Genomic DNA, 18,509 nt, shown 5'->3' with positions numbered 1-18,509 from the left:
AACCGTCTCCGGTCGCGCCCCGCCCCGTCGTTGCCGCGTGTACCTGTGCGGCTGCTAGCCGAACTGCTGCTCCAGATCCTTGAGCTTGCGCTCCAGGGAGTCCAGACGCGGCAGCGCCATGGTGTCGTCCTCCGCCGTCAGATCTACTTTGATCGGATCAGACCCGGTACGGACGGGCTGGAGGGAGGGACGCTGGGGTACGGGGGGCAGCTGCTCCGGGGTCGATATGGCAGGCTCCGCGGTGACTCGGTCGGCGCCCTGCTCGCCGGGCGACAGCTCGGCCTGGCGTGCGCGTCGGCCGCCGTTTCCCCCGTGTCCGCGGCTGATCGCCTTCAGCTGAGCGCGCTCGCGGCGCTCGGCGTCCCGGCGGCGCATCCGCTCCTGCTCCTTGGCCTTCTTGTCCTCGCGGACCTCCTCGACCGCCTCGTCCAGACTGCGCACGTTCTCCAGGAGCATCAGCGACCAGGCGCCGTAGGTCTCGCGGGGGGCGCGCAGCCAGCGGACGATCCGGATCTGCGGCAGCGGCCTGGGCACCAGACCCTGCTCGCGCAGGGCGGCCCGGCGGGTCTGCTTCAGCGCGCGGTCGAAGAGCACCGCGGCGGAGAGGGACATGCCCGCGAAGAAGTGCGGCGCACCCGCGTGACCGAGGCCCCGGGGCGCGTGCACCCAGTTGAACCAGGCCGCGGCGAACGCGAACGTCCACACGAGGATGCGGGAGCCGAGAGCGGCGTCGCCGTGGCTGGCCTCGCGCACCGCGAGCACGGAGCAGAACATCGCCGCCCCGTCCAGGCCGAACGGCACGAGGTACTGCCAGCCGTTGGACAGGCCGAGGTTCTGCTCGCCGAAGCCGACCAGGCCGTGGAAGGAGAGCGCGGCGGCCACCGCGGCGCAGCAGAACAGCAGGACATAGGAGAAGGTGCCGTACAGGGCCTCCTTGCGCCTGCGGCGTTCCTCAGCGCGCTCCCATGAGTCGTCCGCCTTGGCGCTCTTTCCCGCGGACTGCTTCCCGCGCGCCAGCACCGCAATCGCCGCCAGCATGCCCAGGAGCAGCACGGCGCCCGGAAGGAGCCAGTTCAGCGATATGTCGGTCAGTCTCATTCTGGGGGTCCCTCGCATTGGGATAGGGCGTAACGCCCGCCATAGTGGCCCAATTCCACCGGCCCTCAGAGGGTTTCGGGGCAAGAGGCCGCCAAGGAAGGCAAAGAGGGTTGCCCAGGGCGGCGTTCTGCTCGAACTGCCGCTTGAGGGGCGGGAGTTGAGTTCGAATAAGACTACCCGTACGTGTGGTTCGAGGGGAACTTCCTGCGGCGGGTGAGGAAGCTGTGAAAATCCCGAGACCGTACGGGGGTCCTGTTCGCGCTGGATCCTAGCGGGCCCGTGCGCCCCTCGCGCACCCGGGGTGCCTCAACCGGTGGCCTCCGTCATCAGTTTGACGACCCGTTCGGCATCGCAGGCGCGCGGGCAGGTGGCGCAGACGTCGTCCGGGCGCAGCGTGTAGTACATGCAGCAGGTCACCCGGTCCCGGGTCGGCAGCTCCTCGCCGCCCGGACCGGTCAGCGTACGGAAGGCGGCGGAGCCGGCGTACGGCTTCACGGTCCCCGGCAGCAGCAGGTCCAGTTCGCGGGTGGCCCGGTCCTTCTCCTCCAGCAGCCCGGCGATGTACCAGAGGCCCTCGACGACCTCGTCGGTCGCCATGCCCCACAGGGCCCGCCCGCGCCGTCGCATGCGCGGCCCGAACGCGGCGAACACCGGGCCCAGATGCTCGGCGACCGCCTCGCGCACCTCGTCCCTCAGCGCCTCCTCGTCCGCGACCACCCGGGCGCCGGGCAGCGCGGCGGCCGGATCACCGGGCAGACAGGCGAAAGCGGAGGGGCGGACGGCCATCCGGTCGCGCTCCCGGTCGTACGAGACGTGGGTCACGGGAAAGCGCGGCACCCGGCGGTGCAGGAACCAGGGGACGGTGATCAGCAGACAGGCCGTCCACGCGTAGCGGTGCAGGCCGAAGCTGGCGACGACGTCCGGACGGCCCGGTTCGCCGTAGTCGCGGCGGATCTGGGCGTCGTCCCACGCCAGGAAGGTGTCCAGCGCGGCCCCGTTCCCGGCGAGCGCGGCGGCGGTGACCCAGCCCTCGCCCTCGGGCGTCGGGTCGGCGCCGGTCAGCTCGCTGATCGTGAGCCATGGATAGACCTCGGCGAGGCGGGCGAAGGACTCCGCGACGGGCGACGAGGGGAGGGGCATGCCTGACCACCGATTCCCGAGCGACTACAGGTAAGCCTTACCTTACCTTCCTTGTTCGAAATTTGAACTGCCCGGATCTGGGCCTATGGTGCTTGACGGACGAGTAACAACCCGCCGTAATGACCCCAAGCACTGACAAGCCCGGAGGAGGACCCGTGAAGCAGGGTGTGCAGGGCACCGCCGGGGCCGGAACACCACCGCGGGCCGCCGCCGCACCGGGGGTCCGGGTGCCGCAGCAGGCACGGGGCGAGGATCACAGGGTAGGCGAGGGCGGGCCCGGCTCCGCAGCCGCGCGCGGCGAGCACACGCACAGCGAGACGCCGATCCCGCCGCCCCGCCCGGTCGTCCAGCGCTCGTCCGTGCGCGGCCAGGTCCTCGACGCCCTGCGCACCGCCCTGCTCGCCGGTGAGCTGCGGCCCGGCGAGGTCTACTCGGCGCCCGCCCTCGGTGAGCGGTTCGGCGTCTCCGCGACGCCCGTGCGCGAGGCCATGCAGCAGCTCGCCCAGGAAGGCGCCGTCGAGGTCATCCCCAACCGCGGCTTCCGGGTGGTCCAGCGCGACGCCCGCGAACTGGGTGAACTGGCCGAGGTGCGGGCCCTGATCGAGGTGCCGGTGCTGATGCGGCTGGCCCGCACGGTCCCCGCCGACACCTGGGCCGACCTGCGCCCCGCCGCCGAGGCCAGCATCCGCGCGGCGGCCTCCGGCTGCGCCGCCTCCTACGCCGAGGCCGACCGCGCCTTCCACGGCGCCCTGCTCGGCCTGTCCGGCAATGAACAGCTCGTGAAGATCGCCGAGGACCTCCACCGCCGTACGCAGGTCCCCCGCCCCGGCGGCCAGTTCCCCCGCACCCGCACCGACCTGATGGCCGACGCGGCCCACCACGCCGCCCTCCTGGACGCCCTGATCGCCGGCGACCTGGACTCGGTCCATTTACTCATCGCGGAGCATTTCCGGGCGGGCGGGTAGCGCGGGCGGACGCGACTTCCCTCACTCCTGCCGCCCGCGGGCGTGTGCGGCGCGTTCGGAGGAGGTGTTGGCCGCCGGATCGCCCGCGCGCGGCGGCGACGACCGTCGCGGTGGACGGGTCGCCGGCCGGTCCGGGCCGCCGGCCGCGCTCCGGTGCCCGCCGGGCTGGAGGAGGGGACGGACGTTCCCTCCCCCGCTCCCGCCGCCCGCGGGTCTGTACGGCGCGTTCGTAGGAGGCGGTGGCCACCGCATCGCCCGCGCGTGGCCGAGGCGTTGGCCGCCGGATCGTCCGTGCGCTCGGCGGCGGTCACCGCCGTGACGGACGGGTCGCTGGCCGGTCCGGGCCGCCGGGCGCGCTCCGGTGCCCGCAGGGCTGGAGGCAGGGGGCGGACGTGACCTTCCCGCTCCTGCCGCCCGTGGGTGTGTGGGGCGCGTTCGGGGGAGGCGGTGGCCACCGGATCGCCCGCGCTCGGCACGGCACACCTTCGTGGTGGACGGGTCGCCGGTCGTACTCCGGTGCCCGCCCGGCGGCAGGAGGGGGCGGTCGTGACCTCCGTCCTCCTGCCACCGTCCGTCCGTCACCTCACGCGGTGGCCGCCGGTGGGTCCAGTCGTTCCGCCAGCCAGGTGGGGACGCCGCCGAGCAGTCGGAACAGCCGGCGGGCCTCCTCCCGTAGCCGGGCGGCCTCCGGCTCGGGGGCGGTGTCGGCCAGGGACGCGAGGGCCGGGGCGGTGCCCACCAGGTACCCCAGTTCCTCCCGGATCCGCAGCGACTCGGTGAACCCGTGCCGCGCCTCCGCCAACTCCCCGTCCCGCAGGGCGAGTCCGGCCAGATGCCGCCAGGTGAACGACAGCAGCAGCGGATCGGGGTGCGCGGAGGCGCCCGCGTGGGCCCGGCGGTACGCCGCCCGCGCGGACTGCGGGGAGTGCGCGAGATTCTCGGCGAGCAGCCCGCGCCGGAAGTCGAGCAGGGCCCGCCCGGTCGCGCCGGGCGGAATCAGCGCCGCCGCCCGCCCGAGCGCGGCCCGCGCCTCGTCGGCCCGGTCGCGCACCGCGAGCGCCGTGGCTGCGTAGGCCAAGTACCCGCGTTCACAAGCGGCGGCGCCGCGCTCCTCGTCACTGTGCGCGAGCGCCTCCGCCGTGCGGAGCGCGTCCTCGGCGTCCGGCCAGCCCTGTTCGGTGTACAGACACCGCTCCACCAGCAGCGATGCCCTTTGCAACGCGGCGGCCGGGGTGTCCGGCCGGAGCAGTTCCGCGGCGTCCGTCCAGCAGGCCCGTGAGCGCAAGCGCCACACCGCCGTCTGTAGCGGGTCGTCCGCGGTCATTCCGGAACCAGACATGGCGGTATGCGCCACATTGCCCTCCCCGAGCACGCCATCGAGCTGTTGAGTGGTCGCATTCCAGCACCTGTGACACCACCGGGCCAAGGGGGCGGGTGAAGGATTTCACAAAGTAGTGGGACTTCCGGCCGCCTGGGGTTTCGGCTCACGTGACCCGGGGTTCAGCGGAGAGGGGGCGGATCCGGGTGCTCAGCTCATCCGCAGCGCCAGGAAGAAGTCCAGCTTGTCCTCCAGGCGGGAGAGGTCCCGCCCCGTCAGTTGTTCGATACGGCCCACGCGGTAGCGGAGGGTGTTGACATGCAGGTGGAGGCGGGTGGCGCAGCGGGTCCAGGAGCCGTCGCAGGCCAGGAAGGCCTCCAGGGTGGGGATCAGTTCGGCGCGGTGGCGGTGGTCGTACTCGCGCAGCGGGTCCAGGAGGCGGGCGGTGAAGGCGCGGCGGACATCGTCCGGGACGAAGGGCAGCAGCAGGACGTGCGAGGCGAGTTCCTGGTGACCGGCGGCGCACACCCGCCCGGGGCGGGCGGCGGCCACGCGGCGGGCGTGCCGGGCCTCCTCCAGGGCGCCGCGCAGGCCCTCCGCCGAGTGGACGGCCGCGCTGACGCCGAGGGTGACGCGGCCGTCCTCCGCCAGACCGGCCGTGAGGGGATCCCGTACGGATGCCAGCAGGGTCTCGGCGAGGATGCCGGTCTCGGAGCCGTCGTGCTCGGCGGAGACGGCCGGGAGCGGGACGAGCGCCACGGCCTCGTCCCCGGTGTGCGCGACGGCGATGCGGTCGGCGGGCTCGGGGCCGGTGGCGTGCGGGTCGACGAGGATCTCCTCCAGCAGCGCCTGCGCGACCGGGCCGGTCTCCCCGGCGGTGCCCGCCCACTCGACGCGGGCCACCACCACCTGCCAGTGCGGGGCGGCGCCCAGGCCCGGCAGCAGCACCGGCGCGGCGACCCGCAGCCGGGCGGCGATCTCGGCGGGGGCCGCGGCGGCCTGGACCAGCTCCAGCACCTCCTGCGCGAGCCGCCGCCGTACCGTACGGGCCGCGTCCCGGCGGTCACGCTCGACGGCGATCAGCTGGGTCACGCCATGGACCAGATCCAGCCGTTCCCCGGGCCAGTCCCCGGCGTCCGCCGCGACCGCCAGCAGCCAGTCCGACAGCACGCTCTCCCGCACGTCCCGCGAGGGCGGTGCGGGATGCGGGGGCTGTGCGGGATGCGCGGGGTGCCTGGGCTGCGAGGACTGCGGCGGCTGCGTGGCCTGCGGGGGCCGTGGGGGCTGCGGGGGCTGCGGGGGCTGCGGGGGCTGCGGGGAACGCCCGCCGCCATGGACCGGGAACAGCGAGTACGTGGTCGTACCGATCCGCACGCGGTGCGGGCCGCGGCGGCCGGTGCGGGCCGCGGCCAGCGCCTCGGTGGCGAGCCGGGCGCACACCTCGGCCGGGAGCGCGGCACCGGCCTCCTTGGGACCGGCGATCAGCCGGCCCGTCGGTGACAGCACCCAGGCCCGCAGGTCCAGGTCGGAGCCCAGCAGATCCAGCACCACGTCCGGGCCGCCGCCCGTCGGGCCGGACGTCATCATCCGCCGGTGCCGGTCCACGACCGCCGCGAGATCCCCGGCCCGCTCGCCGGAGACCTGCCGCACCACATGCTCGGTGATCGTCGCGAACGCGACCGACTCGTGCACCGCGAACAGCGGCAGCCGGTGCCGGGCGCACGCCGCGATCAGATCGTCCGGCACCTCACCCAGCTCCGCCTCCCCGGCGGCGAGCGCGGCCACCCCGGCCCGCACCAGCAGCCGTACGAACGGCTCGGCGTCGGTCGCGTCGCGGCGCCAGGCCAGCCCGGTGAGGACCAGTTCGCCGCCGCTCAGATAGCGGCTCGGGTCGCGCAGATCCGTGGTCATCACCCCCCGCACGGTCCGGTCCAGCTCGTCCTCGCCGCCGAGCAGCGTGAGGCCCAGCGCGTCGGTGTCCAGCAGTGCGCTCAGCCGCATCTCGTCGCCGCCGTTTCATGTTGCGTTCATGTCTTGAAAAGTACGATCGGTCACAGGATCGTGGCCGCCCACGCTGTGGCTCACGTTTCCCCGGTGAAACGGAGGTGTTAACGATGACCTCTTATTCATACGAATCTACAAGATGACCGTGCTGGCCAGCCAACTCCTTCATGGTTTCGGTGACTGACCCCGGCGGCGCGCGACGCTGTGTACTGGCCGCACTCCACGTGAACAGCGGATGAAGCACGTGACGCACCTGGACGAGCCGGGCCGCCCGCACCCGATCTGGCTCAATTCGTACGGTCCGCGACATGCCCCACCAGACGAAGAGGAGAGCCGGTCATGGACTTCCTTCGCCCCGCCAGCTGGGAGGAGGCGCTCGCCGCGAAGGCCGAGCACCCCACCGCTGTGCCGATCGCGGGCGGCACCGACGTGATGGTCGAGATCAACTTCGACCACCGCCGGCCCGAGTATCTGATGGACCTCACCCGTATCGGCGATCTCTACGAGTGGGAGCGGGGGCAGGACAGTGTGCGGCTCGGCGCCTCCGTGCCGTACACCCGGATCATGGAGGAGCTGCGGAGCGAGTTGCCCGGACTCGCGCTCGCCTCCCACACCGTCGCCTCCCCGCAGATCCGCAACCGCGGCGGCGTCGGCGGCAACCTCGGCACCGCCTCCCCGGCCGGTGACGCCCACCCGGCGCTGCTCGCCGCCGGTGCCGAGGTCGAGGCCGCCTCGGTGCGCGGCACCCGCCGCATCCCCATCGACGACTTCTACACCGGCGTCAAGCGCAACGCGCTCGCCCCCGACGAACTGATCCGCGCGGTCCACGTCAAGCAGGCCGACGGACCGCAGCAGTACTCCAAGGTCGGCACCCGCAACGCCATGGTGATCGCCGTCTGCGCCTTCGGTCTCGCCCTGCACCCCGCCACCCGGACCGTGCGCACCGGCATCGGCTCCGCCGCGCCCACCCCCGTCCGGGCCGAGGTCGCCGAGGAGTTCCTGAACGCCGCGCTGGAGGAGGGCGGCTTCTGGGACAACGGGAAGATCGTCCCCCCGTCGGTCGCCAGGCAGTTCGCCACCCTGTGCGCCGCCGCCTGCAACCCGATCGACGACGTCCGCGGCACCGCGAGCTACCGCCGCCACGCCGTCGGTGTGATGGCCCGCCGGACCCTGACCTGGACCTGGGAGTCGTACCGCGGCAGCCGCCGCACCACGAAGGGAGCCGCGTAGATGCGCGTCAACTTCACCGTCAACGGACGCCCCCAGGAAGCCGACGACGTCTGGGAGGGCGAGTCCCTGCTGTACGTGCTGCGCGAGCGGCTCGGCCTGCCCGGCTCCAAGAACGCCTGCGAACAGGGCGAGTGCGGTTCCTGCACGGTCCGTCTGGACGGCGTGCCGGTCTGCTCCTGTCTGGTCGCCGCCGGTCAGGCCCAGGGCCGCGAGATCGTCACCGTCGAGGGCCTCGCCGACCACGCCCGCCACCGCGCCGGCACCTCGCTCGACGAGGCCCGCCGGTGGTCGGCCAGGGGCACCGACTCGCAGACCGGCGAGGGCGAGGGGCTCGCGCCGATCCAGCAGGCGTTCATCGACGCGGGCGCCGTGCAGTGCGGTTTCTGCACGCCCGGTCTGCTGGTCGCCGCCGACGAGATGCTGGAGCGCAACCCCGACCCGAGCGACGCCGACATCCGCGAGGCACTCTCGGGCAACCTGTGCCGCTGCACGGGCTACGAGAAGATCATGGACGCCGTCCGGCTGGCGGCGGCCCGGCAGCGGGAGGGGGTCTGAGATGCCGGAGACGACGCCTGCGACGACGGCCGGGATGACGTCTGAGGGGACGTCTGCGATGACGCCCGCGATGACGTCCGCCGAAACACCCGTGAACGGCACCCCCGGCGCCACCCCCAGCGGCACCCCCACCCAGGTCACCCAGGGCTCCCGCACCCGGGGCGGCATCGGCGAGTCCACCCTCCGCCCGGACGGCACCCTCAAGGTCACCGGAGAGTTCGCCTACTCCTCCGACATGTGGCACGAGGACATGCTCTGGGGCCAGATCCTGCGCTCCACCGTCGCCCACGCCGAGATCCTCTCCATCGACACCGCCGAGGCCCTCGCCACCCCGGGCGTGTACGCCGTACTGACGTACGACGACCTGCCCACCGATGTGAAGAACTACGGCCTGGAGATCCAGGACACCCCCGTCCTCGCCCACGGCAAGGTCCGCCACCACGGCGAACCCGTCGCCGTCGTCGCCGCCGACCACCCGGAGACCGCCCGCCGCGCCGCCGCGAAGATCAAGGTCGACTACCGGGAACTCCCCGTCATCACCGACGAGGCGTCGGCCACCGCCCCCGGCGCGATCCTCATCCACGAGAACCGCGCCGACCACCACTTCGGCCACGTCCCGCACCCCAACATCCTCCACCGCCAGCCGATCGTCCGGGGCGACGCCGCCAAGGCCGCCGCGCGGGCCGATGTCGTCGTACGCGGCGAGTACACCTTCGGCATGCAGGACCAGGCGTTCCTCGGCCCCGAGTCCGGGCTCGCGGTGCCCGCCGAGGACGGCGGTGTCGACCTCTACGTGGCCACCCAGTGGCTCCACTCCGACCTGCGCCAGATCGCCCCCGTCCTCGGCCTGCCCGAGGACAAGGTCCGGATGACCCTGGCCGGGGTCGGCGGCGCCTTCGGCGGACGCGAGGACCTGTCCATGCAGATCCACGCCTGTCTCCTCGCCCTGCGCACCGGCAAACCCGTGAAGATCGTCTACAACCGCTTCGAGTCGTTCTTCGGCCATGTCCACCGCCATCCCGCCCGGCTGTACTACGAGCACGGCGCCACGCACGACGGCAAGCTCACCCACGTGAAGTGCCGGATCGTCCTGGACGGCGGCGCGTACGCCTCCGCCTCCCCGGCCGTCGTCGGCAACGCGTCCTCCCTGGGCATCGGCCCCTACGTCGTGGACGACGTCGACATCGAGGCCATCGCCCTCTACACCAACAACCCGCCCTGCGGCGCCATGCGCGGCTTCGGCGCGGTCCAGGCGTGCTTCGCCTACGAGGCCCAGATGGACAAGCTCGCCGCCGCGCTCGGCATGGACCCGGTGGAACTGCGGCAGCGCAACGCCATGGAACAGGGCTCCCTCCTGCCGACCGGCCAGCGCGTCGACTCCCCGGCGCCGGTCGCCGAACTGCTGCGCCGGGTCAAGGCGATGCCGCTGCCGCCCGAGCGCCAGTGGGAGTCCAGCGAGGGCCCCGACGTACGGCAGCTGCCCGGCGGCCTGTCCAACACGACCCACGGCGAAGGCGTCGTCCGGGGCGTCGGCTACGCCGTCGGCATCAAGAACGTCGGCTTCTCGGAAGGCTTCGACGACTACTCCACGGCCCGGGTCCGCATGGAGGTCGTCGCCGGTGAGCCGGTCGCCACCGTGCACACCGCGATGGCGGAGGTCGGCCAGGGCGGCATCACCGTCCACGCCCAGATCGCCCGCACCGAACTCGGCGTCGCCCAGGTCACCATCCAGCCCGCCGACACCCAGGTCGGCAGCGCCGGTTCGACCTCCGCCTCCCGCCAGACGTACGTCACCGGAGGCGCCGTCAAGAACGCCTGCGAGCTGGTCCGCGAACGGGTCCTCGACCTCGGCCGCCGCAGGTTCGGCAGCTACCACCCCGCCTGGGCCACCGCCGAACTGCTCCTGGAGGGCGGCAAGGTCGTCACCGACGGCGGCGAGGTCCTGGCCGACCTGGTGGACGTCCTCGCGGACGACGCCGTGGAGGTCGAGGAGGAGTGGCGGCACCGCCCCACCGAAGCCCTCGACCCGCACACCGGGCAGGGCAACGGCCATGTCCAGTACTCCTTCGCCGCCCACCGCGCGGTCGTGGAGGTCGACACCGAACTCGGCCTGGTCAAGGTCGTCGAACTGGCCTGCGCCCAGGACGTCGGCAAGGCCCTCAACCCGCTCTCCGTCATCGGCCAGATCCAGGGCGGCACCACGCAGGGCCTGGGCGTGGCGGTCATGGAGGAGATCATCGTCGACCCCACGACCGCGAAGGTCCGCAACCCGTCCTTCACGGACTACCTCATCCCGACCATCCTCGACACCCCGACCATCCCGGTCGACGTCCTCGAACTCGCCGACGACCACGCGCCGTACGGCCTGCGCGGCGTCGGCGAGGCCCCCACCCTGTCCTCCACCCCGGCCGTCCTCGCCGCCATCCGCGCCGCGACGGGCCTGGAGCTGAACCGGACCCCGGTACGCCCGGAGCATCTGACGGGCACGGCGTAGCGACGCTCACCGCGATCCCCGGTGGTGAAAGGAGACCGACACATGCTGGACATCGCCGAAGAACTCAGCCGCTGGGCCGAGCAGGGCCGTGACTTCGCCGTCGCCACGGTGGTGGCCGTCGACGGCAGCGCCCCGCGCGTACCCGGCGCCGCCCTCGCGGTGGACACCGACGGCACGGCGATCGGCTCGGTCTCCGGGGGCTGTGTGGAGGGCGCGGTCTACGAACTGTGCGGGCAGGCGCTGAAGGACGGGGAGGCGGTCCTGGAGCGCTTCGGCTACAGCGACGACGACGCCTTCGCGGTCGGCCTGACCTGCGGCGGCGTCATCGACATCCTCGTCGTGCCGGTACGGGCGGCGGACCCCGCCCGGCGGGTGCTGCTCACCGCGCTCACGTCGGCCGCCCGGGGAGAGGCGGCGGCGCTGGCCCGGATCGTCTCGGGCCCGCGTGAACTGATGAACGGCGCCCTGCTGGTCCGCGACGGGGGGAGGTACGAGGGCGGCTTCGGCGCCCATCCCGAGCTGGACCGCACGATCGCGGCCGAGGCCCGCGCCTTCCTGGACGCCGGCCGCACCGGCACCCTGGAGATCGGCGCCCTGGGCTCGCGCTGCGGCGCCCCGCTGACCGTGCTGATCGAGTCGTCGGTGCCGCCGCCCCGGATGATCGTGTTCGGCGCGATCGACTTCGCGTCGGCGCTCGTACGCGTCGGCGTCTTCCTCGGCTACCGGGTCACGGTGTGCGACGCCCGCCCGGTGTTCGCCACCCGGGCCCGCTTCCCGGAGGCCCACGAGATCGTGGTCGACTGGCCGCACCGCTACCTGGAGTCCACGCCGGTGGACGCCCGGACGGTGCTGTGCGTCCTGACCCACGACGCCAAGTTCGACGTACCCCTGCTCCGGCTCGCGCTGCGGCTGCCGGTCGCCTACATCGGCGCGATGGGCTCACGCCACACCCACCTGGCCCGAAACGAGCGCCTGCGCGCGACCGGCGTGACCGACCTGGAACTGACCCGCCTGCACTCCCCGATCGGCCTGGACCTGGGCGCCCGCACCCCCGAGGAGACGGCCCTGTCCATCGCGGCAGAGATCATCGCGACCCGCCACGGCGGCACGGGCCTACCCCTGACCGGCGCCCACACCCCGATCCACCACGACCTGCCGGGGACGGCACGAGCGAGACGGATCGGGTCGGTGGCGTGAGCCCGCGCAGGCCCTGCTTCGCCTCGTCGCATCCACACCCCTGAGGAGGGCAGCTACCGAATGCCGGGTGGTCCCTCGCCGGTGCGGCAGCGGGGGCAGCGGCAGGGGGGCCAGCGGAGGGTGTCGGCGAGGGTGAGCGGGCCGGGTCCGGGGTGGTAGGTCCGTCGCTGGGTGTGGTCGACGCGTTGGCCGTCGGGGCGGATGCGGTAGGTCTCGATGGTCAAGTGGGAGGTGCCCGGGGCGGGTGGGGTACCGGCGTTCACCGCGTGCCCTCCTCAGGGGTGTGCTGGACTACGGCCTTGAGGACGTCGGAGAGTGCCCGCTGGAACTCCGGGCTGTGCTCGATGGCTTCGTGTTCGGGGTCGGTGTACTGCCAGGTGTGGCACCCCGGATGACCGGCGTACAGGATGCACGCCTCGTCCTTCGGGGTCGGGCCTGACAGGGTGTTGCAGTCGGGCACGACCAAAAAGGCATCGGGACGCCGCCCGTCAGCCCACTGGGCCCACACCTCACCCTCGATCGCATCCTCCAGCTCCCACACCAGGTCATGGTGACGCCTCGCGGAGTGCTCCTGAAGCAGACAGCGCAGCACCGGCCGCACGTCGCCGGGGGCACTGGAGTCGGAGATCGACGCGAACATGGCCGCGATGAGATCGGCGGGCACCAGCGCGGTGGCACCACACACCCGGGGACGGAGAAGGGGACGGGGCGGTGTGATCGGCCAGATCACTCCGCACCCCCCGGCGTCGCCTGCGGCGGGTGTCCGAACAGGCTCTCCCGCCTAGGTGGGGCGGGGATGACCCAGGAGCCCGAGCCGAGCGCCCGCGTTCCCTTCAACAGCTTCGGCTCGTTGAGGTTGCGGGTCCAAGCGGGGTTGTCCTGCATCGTTTTTGCTCTCTCCTCAAGGGCTGACGGCGGGGAAGGAGTCGTCGGGGGCGGCATAGGGTCGTCCTCTCCGCAGCTCGCAACGGGTGCTGAAGTGGCGTAGGACCAGTTCATCGGCTCGGGCGGAAGAGCGGGCAACGGACGACCGGACGTTTTGGCGGACGTTTTCACGTTTGGCGCGGAGGCCAAGTCGCTACCGTGAGAGGAAGGCTGCGGTCGTGAGGGGAGAGCGCGTGGCGGGCATGGGCGTGAGCGGACTGGCGCGGTTACGTCAGGCCGCCGGATACACACAGGCGTCCTTCGTGACAGCGTTCGCGCGGGAAGCCGCGCGCCTCGGTGTCGACGCGTCGGTAAGCGTGCGGCAGCTCCGCCGTTGGGAGCGCGAGATGCCCCCACCGCTCCCTCACCCGAGTCAGCAGATCGTGCTGGAGGCGATGTTCGGCGTACCGCTCGCCGAGATGGGGTTCGATGTCCCCGCACATCGTGTGACGGTCTCGGCGCCGATCAGCGACCCTGAAGAGGTGAAGCGGAGGACGTTCGTCGCCGACGCCGGTGCGCTCGCCGTGGCCGCCCTTGTTCCTGCCCGACCGGGCCCGAGGATCGGCTCCGCAGACATCGACCGGCTGCGTGCGAGGCTCGACGGCCTGTACCAGACGGACCACACAGCGGGCAGCGTTCCTGCCATGACGCAGGCGAGCCGTATCGAGAGCCAGATCACGGGTGCCCTCGGGGCCGCTTCTTACACCAGCCGCATCGGCCGTGAGCTACAGACGATGCTCGCCGAACTGCACGGTCACCGGGCGTGGTACGGCTACGACGGCGGACGTATCGATCAGGGGCGCGCCGCCTGCATGGAAGCTCTCGTGGCGGCGCAACTCGTGGACAACCCGCTGTTGCAGGTCTCCGTGCTGGAGACACTTGTGCTCCTCGCGATCAAGGCAGACCGGGCGTGGGAGGCCGCGAGCGCGGTCGAGAACGCCTGCCGACTCGCCACGCGCGCGAGCGCCGGACACACGGTGCACCTGGTGATTGCACTCCGCGATGCCAACGTGGCCACCCACACGGGAGACTTGTCCGGGGCTCGCCGTGCCCTGAGCCGGGCCGTCAGTCACCAGGGACGCGTGGACAAGGATGCCGAAGTGCCCAACTGGGCTCGATTCGTGGGCCCGTTCGAGGTCGACTACGCCACGGCGGATATGTATGTGCGGGCCGAGCAGCCCAAACGCGCCGTGCCGTTCCTACGCGCCGCGGTGCGCGGCATCGGCGGCGACCTCGCCCGCAACAGTGCTTCGTACCGTGTGAAACTTGCGAAGGTACTCCTCGACGCAGGGGAGTTCGAAGAAGCGTGCGCGGAGATGAGCGCCGTTCTCGATGTGTGCGGCGGGATCTCCTCACCGCGGCTGATGGGCAGGATCCGGGAGTTCGAGGGGGCCGCGGCCAAGGCCGACAGCGCTGCTGCCCGCGAATGCGGCGAGCGCATCCGTGAGGCCGTCGGAGGGGCCGTCACATGACGCACCACATGACACAACAAGGGGCTGTCCGGGTGGAACCCATGGACGGCCCGGCCGCCGCGCACGCCGAGGACGCGTTTCGGCGGGTCTACGCGGAGGCGTTCGCGGAGGCGCCGTATCACGAGGGTCCGGACGATGTCGCGGCGGCCTTCCGCCGGTTTCGCTCCCAGACGCGCAAAGGCACCTTCCGCGCCGCCCTGGCCGTCCGTGTCGAGGACGGTGAGCCGGTCGGCATGGCGTACGGCTTTCCGCTGGGCCCCGACACGAAGTGGTGGGACCAACTGACCGAGCCCGTGCCCGAAGAGCAGCGGCGTGAGGACGGGCGTCGTACCTTCGGGCTCATGGAACTCGCCGTGTGCCCGGCGTGGCGTGGGCAGGGCGTCGCGCGGTGCCTGCACGAGACACTGCTCGACGGCGTCGAGGCCGGGCGGGTGTTGCTCAACGTCCACCCGGACAGCGCGGCGGCGTCGGCCGTCTATCGGGCCTGGGGATATCGGAAGGTCGGTGAGGCGTGCCCGTGGTCGGGCGCGGAACTTCATGACGTGATGCTGCTCGATCTGCGGTGAGCGGGCCTCGCGCGTGCGTCAGACGTGGTGTCAGCCCATCCTGAGCAGTCGGTTCACCGCCCGCCCGAACACCGTCCGAGCCGTCCGCTCCAGCAGCGGGTCGAAGAGGTCCGGCAGGAAGCGGACGCCGAGTTGTTCGCGCCACAGGACGCGGGTGCGGCCTCCCGGGCCGGGGTGGACCTCGATCTCCGCCCAGCCGCGTACCACCCGGCCGCGTTTGTCGAGGCGGCAGCGGCCCGGTGTGTCCGCGTCGGGCGGCTGCCAGCGTGTGATCTCCATGCGGTCGTCGAAGCGGAGCGGCCCGAGGCCCGAGCGGGCCACGAGGACCGTGCCCTCGCGGGTCGGCGGCGCGGTGAGCACCGAGACCCGGGTGAGCGGGACGGCCGCCCCGTGCCGGGGCCAGTCGGTGAGCCGGCGCCAGGCCTCGTCCATCGGGAGCGGTGCCGTGCGTTCGAGCTGGAACGTGATCACGCACCGCATCCTAGGCAGCCGAGAGGCGGGGCCGCCGCGTCCTACCGGTACACCTTGCCCGGCACGGCCTCGCCCGGCGCGAGCAGCTGAGGCACGGTCACGAAGACGTACCCGCGTTCCTTGAGGGCGTCGATGATCCCCGGTACGGCCGGTACTGTCCCGTCGTAGATGTCGTGCAAAAGGATGATCCCGTCGCGTTCGGTCTGGGCGAGCACCCGCTGGCGGATGACGTCCGGGTCGGTGGTCCGGTAATCCTTCGCGGTCACCGACCACAGCACCTCGGACAGGCCCAGCTCCGCGCAGATCCGGTGCACGGTGTCGTCGGTACGGCCCTGCGGCGGGCGCATCAGGGTGGGGGCGCGGCCGGTGAGGCGCTCGATCGCGTCGTTGGTGCGGGTCAGTTCCTCGCGTATCTCGTCCGGTTCGAGGCCGGTCAGGATGCGGTGGGTCCAGGTGTGGCTCGCGACCTCATGGCCCTCGTCGGCCATCCGCCGGACCAGCTCGGGATAGGTGTCGATGTGCCGCTTGCCGAGCAGGAAGAAGGTCGCCGGGACGTGCTTGTCCCGCAGGATGTCGAGCAGCCGCGCGGAGTGTTCGCTCGGACCGGCGTCGAAAGTGAGTGCGACGCACTTGGCCTGCCGGCAGTCGACCGTCCCGAAGCGGTCCGTGCCGTCGGCCGCCGCGTCGACCCGGACCCCGCTGGGCGCGGTGGTGTCATGCTTCGCACAGCCCGCCGCCGCGAGCGCCACGACCACCGCCGTGGACCACATCACCGCAGCTCGGAACCTTTTTCCCGGTCTTGCCATCTTCATGCTCAGAGAACGCATGTGCGAACTGTACGTTGAGGGTATAGACGGAGTTCATAGTGGGGTGTCGCCGTCCCTCACGGCGCCCGCCGTCAGCAATCCGTATACGTCCCGCCCCTCCCCGTCAGCATCGCGTCAGGAGCCGTCCTCACCCCCCGTTCCCCGGGCATAGCGTCAGCGATGAGCCCCGGCCGCCTCCCCGCGTTCCGGGGCGCTCACCGCTTCGACCGACCCGAGCACGGCCTCCAGGAGGCAGCCATGGCAGACCCCCGGTGTGACGACGACCCGGAGCCCTCCGATCGGTTCCCGGCCGGACCGCTGTACGTTCCGGTCCGTCCGGGACCTTCCGGGTGCGCGGCCCGGTTCTTCCGCACCCCGCTGGGCGACCGCACGGCCGTCGCCTTCACCTCCGAGCGGCGGCTGACGGCCACCCTCGGCGCCGGACAGCCGTGGATCCGGCTCGCCGAACCCGCGCTGCGCGCGCTCACCGAACCGCTGGGGGTCACGGCCCTCACCGTCGACCCCCAGCTCTCGGCCCCCGCCCCGGCCACCACGCCCCGGCCGTCCAGGGCCGGGCGCGCCTCCGGCCCGCCCGCCGTCCTGAGGCTCACCGGCGCCGCCGCGCTCGTGTCCGCGCTCGCGTTCTGGATCGACTGAGACCGACCGAGAGCGCCTGAGACCGAGAGCGACTGAGATCGGCTGAGACCGACCGAGACCGATTGAGATCGATTGAGATCGACCGAGGGGGAAGCATCCATGACCACCGTCCACGACACCGTCGCCGCCCCGGCCTCCACCCCCACCCCCACCCCTACCCCCACGCCCGGCGCCCTGTCCGTATGGCCCGGCTCCACCACCGAGACCCGGCCCGGCGAGGTCGCCGTCGGCGGGGTGGCGCTCACCGAGGTCGCCGACCGTTTCGGCACACCCGTCTACGTACTGGACGAGGCCGAGGTGCGCGACCGCTGCCGCACCTACCGGCACGCCTTCCCGGACGCCGAGATCCTCTACGCGGCCAAGGCGTTCCTGTGCCGGGCCATGGCCCACTGGGCGGAAGAAGAAGGGCTGGGCCTCGACGTCTGCTCCGCCGGAGAGCTGGAACTCGCCGTCACCACCGGCTTCCCGGCCGACCGGATCGTGCTGCACGGCAACGCCAAGTCACCCCGCGACCTGGAGAGCGCGCTACGGCTCGGCGTCGGCCGGGTCGTCATCGACAGCCCCTCCGAGATCGCCCGGATCGCCGCCGCCGTCGGACCCGACGGCCACCAGAAGGTCATGGTCCGGGTCGTCCCCGGCATCTCGGCGGGCGGCCACGAGAAGATCCGTACCGGCACCGAGGACCAGAAGTTCGGGCTGTCCATCTCCGACGGCTACGCCCAGCACGCCATCGCCCGCATCCTCGACCAGCCCCAGCTCGAACTCACCGGCCTGCACTGCCACCTGGGCTCCCAGATCACCAGCGTCAAGCCCTATCTCGCCGCCGTCCGCCGCCTCGTCGGCCTGATGGCCTGCCTGCACCGCCAGCACGGCATCACCCTGCCCGAACTTGACCTCGGCGGCGGCCACGGCATCGCCTACCGCCCCGGCGAACCCGCCCTCGACCTCACCTCCCTCGCCCGCAAGGTCCGCACCGAACTCACCGAGGCGTGCACGGCCGCCGGCCTGCCCGTCCCCCGCCTGATCATCGAACCCGGCCGGGCCATCGCGGGCCCCGCCGGCATCGCGCTCTACCACGTGCTCTCCGTCAAGCACACCGGCTCGCACACCTACGTCGCCGTCGACGGCGGCATGAGCGACAACCCGCGCCCCGCCCTGTACGGCGTCCGGTACGCGCCCCGGCTGATCGGCCGGGCGGGCGGCGCCCCGGCCCCGGTCACCGTCGTCGGCCGGCACTGCGAGGCGGGCGACATCCTCGCCGCCGACGTCGAACTCCCCGAGGACATCCGCCCCGGCGACCTCCTCGCCGTCCCGGTGGCCGGCGCCTACCACCTGTCCATGGCCTCCGGCTACAACCTCGTCGGCCGCCCGCCCGTCGCCGCCGTCACGGACGGCCACGCCCGGCTGCTGGTCCGCCGCGAGTCCCTGGACGACATCCGAGCCCGGGATGTGGGGCTGTGACCGACCAGGGGAGGAGGCGGAGCAAGGGGCGGGGGCTGTGACGGGCCCGGGCGCGGGGGGGGGGGGGCGCGGGGCCCGCCCCCCCCCCCCCCCCCCCCCCCCCCCCCCCCCCCCCCCCCCCCCCCCCCCCCCCCGGCCCCCCCCCCCCCCC

At 72.6% G+C, this 18,509-nt stretch carries 17 protein-coding genes; 9 read left to right on the top strand and 8 right to left on the bottom strand.

All coding sequences use genetic code 11. The annotated features are described in order from the left end of the window. Nucleotides 1-54: 54 nt before the first annotated feature. Complete coding sequence (locus ACFXAZ_RS24645; protein WP_384595180.1) at nucleotides 55-1,098, bottom strand: DUF2637 domain-containing protein; 1,044 nt, start codon at nucleotides 1,096-1,098, stop codon at nucleotides 55-57. Nucleotides 1,099-1,404: 306 nt separating this feature from the next. After that, nucleotides 1,405-2,238, bottom strand: a complete 834-nt coding sequence (locus ACFXAZ_RS24640; protein ID WP_384595177.1) for a (2Fe-2S)-binding protein — start codon at nucleotides 2,236-2,238, stop codon at nucleotides 1,405-1,407. Between the two features lie 155 nt (nucleotides 2,239-2,393). Here ACFXAZ_RS24640 and ACFXAZ_RS24635 point away from each other — a divergent pair, with 155 nt between their 5' ends. Further along, the gene (locus ACFXAZ_RS24635) at nucleotides 2,394-3,203 is read left to right on the top strand and encodes a GntR family transcriptional regulator (protein WP_384595174.1); all 810 of its coding nucleotides are present in this window, start codon (nucleotides 2,394-2,396) and stop codon (nucleotides 3,201-3,203) included. A 583-nt stretch (nucleotides 3,204-3,786) separates the two neighbouring features. On the opposite strand, the gene ACFXAZ_RS24630 is transcribed toward ACFXAZ_RS24635, so the two are convergent. Further along, the gene (locus tag ACFXAZ_RS24630; RefSeq protein WP_384595171.1) at nucleotides 3,787-4,557 is read right to left on the bottom strand and encodes a hypothetical protein; all 771 of its coding nucleotides are present in this window, start codon (nucleotides 4,555-4,557) and stop codon (nucleotides 3,787-3,789) included. Between the two features lie 174 nt (nucleotides 4,558-4,731). Continuing rightward, nucleotides 4,732-6,522 (bottom strand): PucR family transcriptional regulator, encoded by a 1,791-nt coding sequence (locus tag ACFXAZ_RS24625; RefSeq protein WP_384595168.1) that lies wholly within the window; start codon nucleotides 6,520-6,522, stop codon nucleotides 4,732-4,734. A gap of 342 nt (nucleotides 6,523-6,864) precedes the next feature. Between ACFXAZ_RS24625 and ACFXAZ_RS24620 the strand changes: the two genes are divergently transcribed. The 4 genes from ACFXAZ_RS24620 (at nucleotide 6,865) to ACFXAZ_RS24605 (ending at nucleotide 12,001) form a co-directional block, all read left to right on the top strand. Then, nucleotides 6,865-7,755, top strand: coding sequence for an FAD binding domain-containing protein (locus ACFXAZ_RS24620; protein ID WP_384595165.1), 891 nt, complete (start codon nucleotides 6,865-6,867; stop codon nucleotides 7,753-7,755). Then, nucleotides 7,756-8,310 (top strand): (2Fe-2S)-binding protein, encoded by a 555-nt coding sequence (locus tag ACFXAZ_RS24615; RefSeq protein ID WP_384595162.1) that lies wholly within the window; start codon nucleotides 7,756-7,758, stop codon nucleotides 8,308-8,310. A gap of 70 nt (nucleotides 8,311-8,380) precedes the next feature. Further along, nucleotides 8,381-10,804 (top strand): xanthine dehydrogenase subunit D, encoded by a 2,424-nt coding sequence (pucD, locus tag ACFXAZ_RS24610; RefSeq protein ID WP_384595159.1) that lies wholly within the window; start codon nucleotides 8,381-8,383, stop codon nucleotides 10,802-10,804. Between the two features lie 42 nt (nucleotides 10,805-10,846). Beyond that, on the top strand, nucleotides 10,847-12,001 hold the full coding sequence (locus ACFXAZ_RS24605; protein WP_384595156.1) for an XdhC family protein: 1,155 nt from the start codon (nucleotides 10,847-10,849) through the stop codon (nucleotides 11,999-12,001). Between the two features lie 53 nt (nucleotides 12,002-12,054). Here ACFXAZ_RS24605 and ACFXAZ_RS24600 read toward each other — a convergent pair whose 3' ends face one another. After that, complete coding sequence (locus ACFXAZ_RS24600) at nucleotides 12,055-12,264, bottom strand: hypothetical protein (protein ID WP_382690582.1); 210 nt, start codon at nucleotides 12,262-12,264, stop codon at nucleotides 12,055-12,057. After that, nucleotides 12,261-12,665, bottom strand: a complete 405-nt coding sequence (locus ACFXAZ_RS24595; protein ID WP_384595153.1) for a hypothetical protein — start codon at nucleotides 12,663-12,665, stop codon at nucleotides 12,261-12,263. Before ACFXAZ_RS24595 ends, ACFXAZ_RS24600 begins: the two co-directional genes overlap by 4 nt. 463 nt (nucleotides 12,666-13,128) lie before the next feature. On the opposite strand from ACFXAZ_RS24595, the gene ACFXAZ_RS24590 reads away from it, so the two are divergent. Next, the gene (locus ACFXAZ_RS24590) at nucleotides 13,129-14,397 is read left to right on the top strand and encodes a multiprotein-bridging factor 1 family protein (protein WP_384595191.1); all 1,269 of its coding nucleotides are present in this window, start codon (nucleotides 13,129-13,131) and stop codon (nucleotides 14,395-14,397) included. 8 nt (nucleotides 14,398-14,405) lie between these two features. Beyond that, nucleotides 14,406-14,963 (top strand): GNAT family N-acetyltransferase, encoded by a 558-nt coding sequence (locus ACFXAZ_RS24585; protein ID WP_384595150.1) that lies wholly within the window; start codon nucleotides 14,406-14,408, stop codon nucleotides 14,961-14,963. A 30-nt stretch (nucleotides 14,964-14,993) separates the two neighbouring features. Here ACFXAZ_RS24585 and ACFXAZ_RS24580 read toward each other — a convergent pair whose 3' ends face one another. Continuing rightward, nucleotides 14,994-15,434 (bottom strand): SRPBCC family protein, encoded by a 441-nt coding sequence (locus ACFXAZ_RS24580; protein WP_384595147.1) that lies wholly within the window; start codon nucleotides 15,432-15,434, stop codon nucleotides 14,994-14,996. Between the two features lie 41 nt (nucleotides 15,435-15,475). Then, a complete protein-coding gene (locus ACFXAZ_RS24575; protein ID WP_384595189.1) occupies nucleotides 15,476-16,204 on the bottom strand; it encodes a polysaccharide deacetylase family protein in 729 nt (242 codons plus the stop codon). A 294-nt stretch (nucleotides 16,205-16,498) separates the two neighbouring features. Between ACFXAZ_RS24575 and ACFXAZ_RS24570 the strand changes: the two genes are divergently transcribed. Next, complete coding sequence (locus ACFXAZ_RS24570) at nucleotides 16,499-16,897, top strand: SAV_915 family protein (RefSeq protein WP_384595144.1); 399 nt, start codon at nucleotides 16,499-16,501, stop codon at nucleotides 16,895-16,897. Nucleotides 16,898-16,996: 99 nt separating this feature from the next. Further along, nucleotides 16,997-18,358, top strand: coding sequence for a diaminopimelate decarboxylase (lysA, locus tag ACFXAZ_RS24565; protein WP_384595141.1), 1,362 nt, complete (start codon nucleotides 16,997-16,999; stop codon nucleotides 18,356-18,358). Nucleotides 18,359-18,509: the final 151 nt, after the last annotated feature.

The sequence above is a fragment of the Streptomyces sp. NPDC059477 genome (genome assembly GCF_042749375.1).
GTDB lineage: Bacteria > Actinomycetota > Actinomycetes > Streptomycetales > Streptomycetaceae > Streptomyces.
The sequence above is the reverse complement of the archived record's forward strand: the minus strand, read 5'-3'. Positions and strand labels throughout refer to the sequence as shown.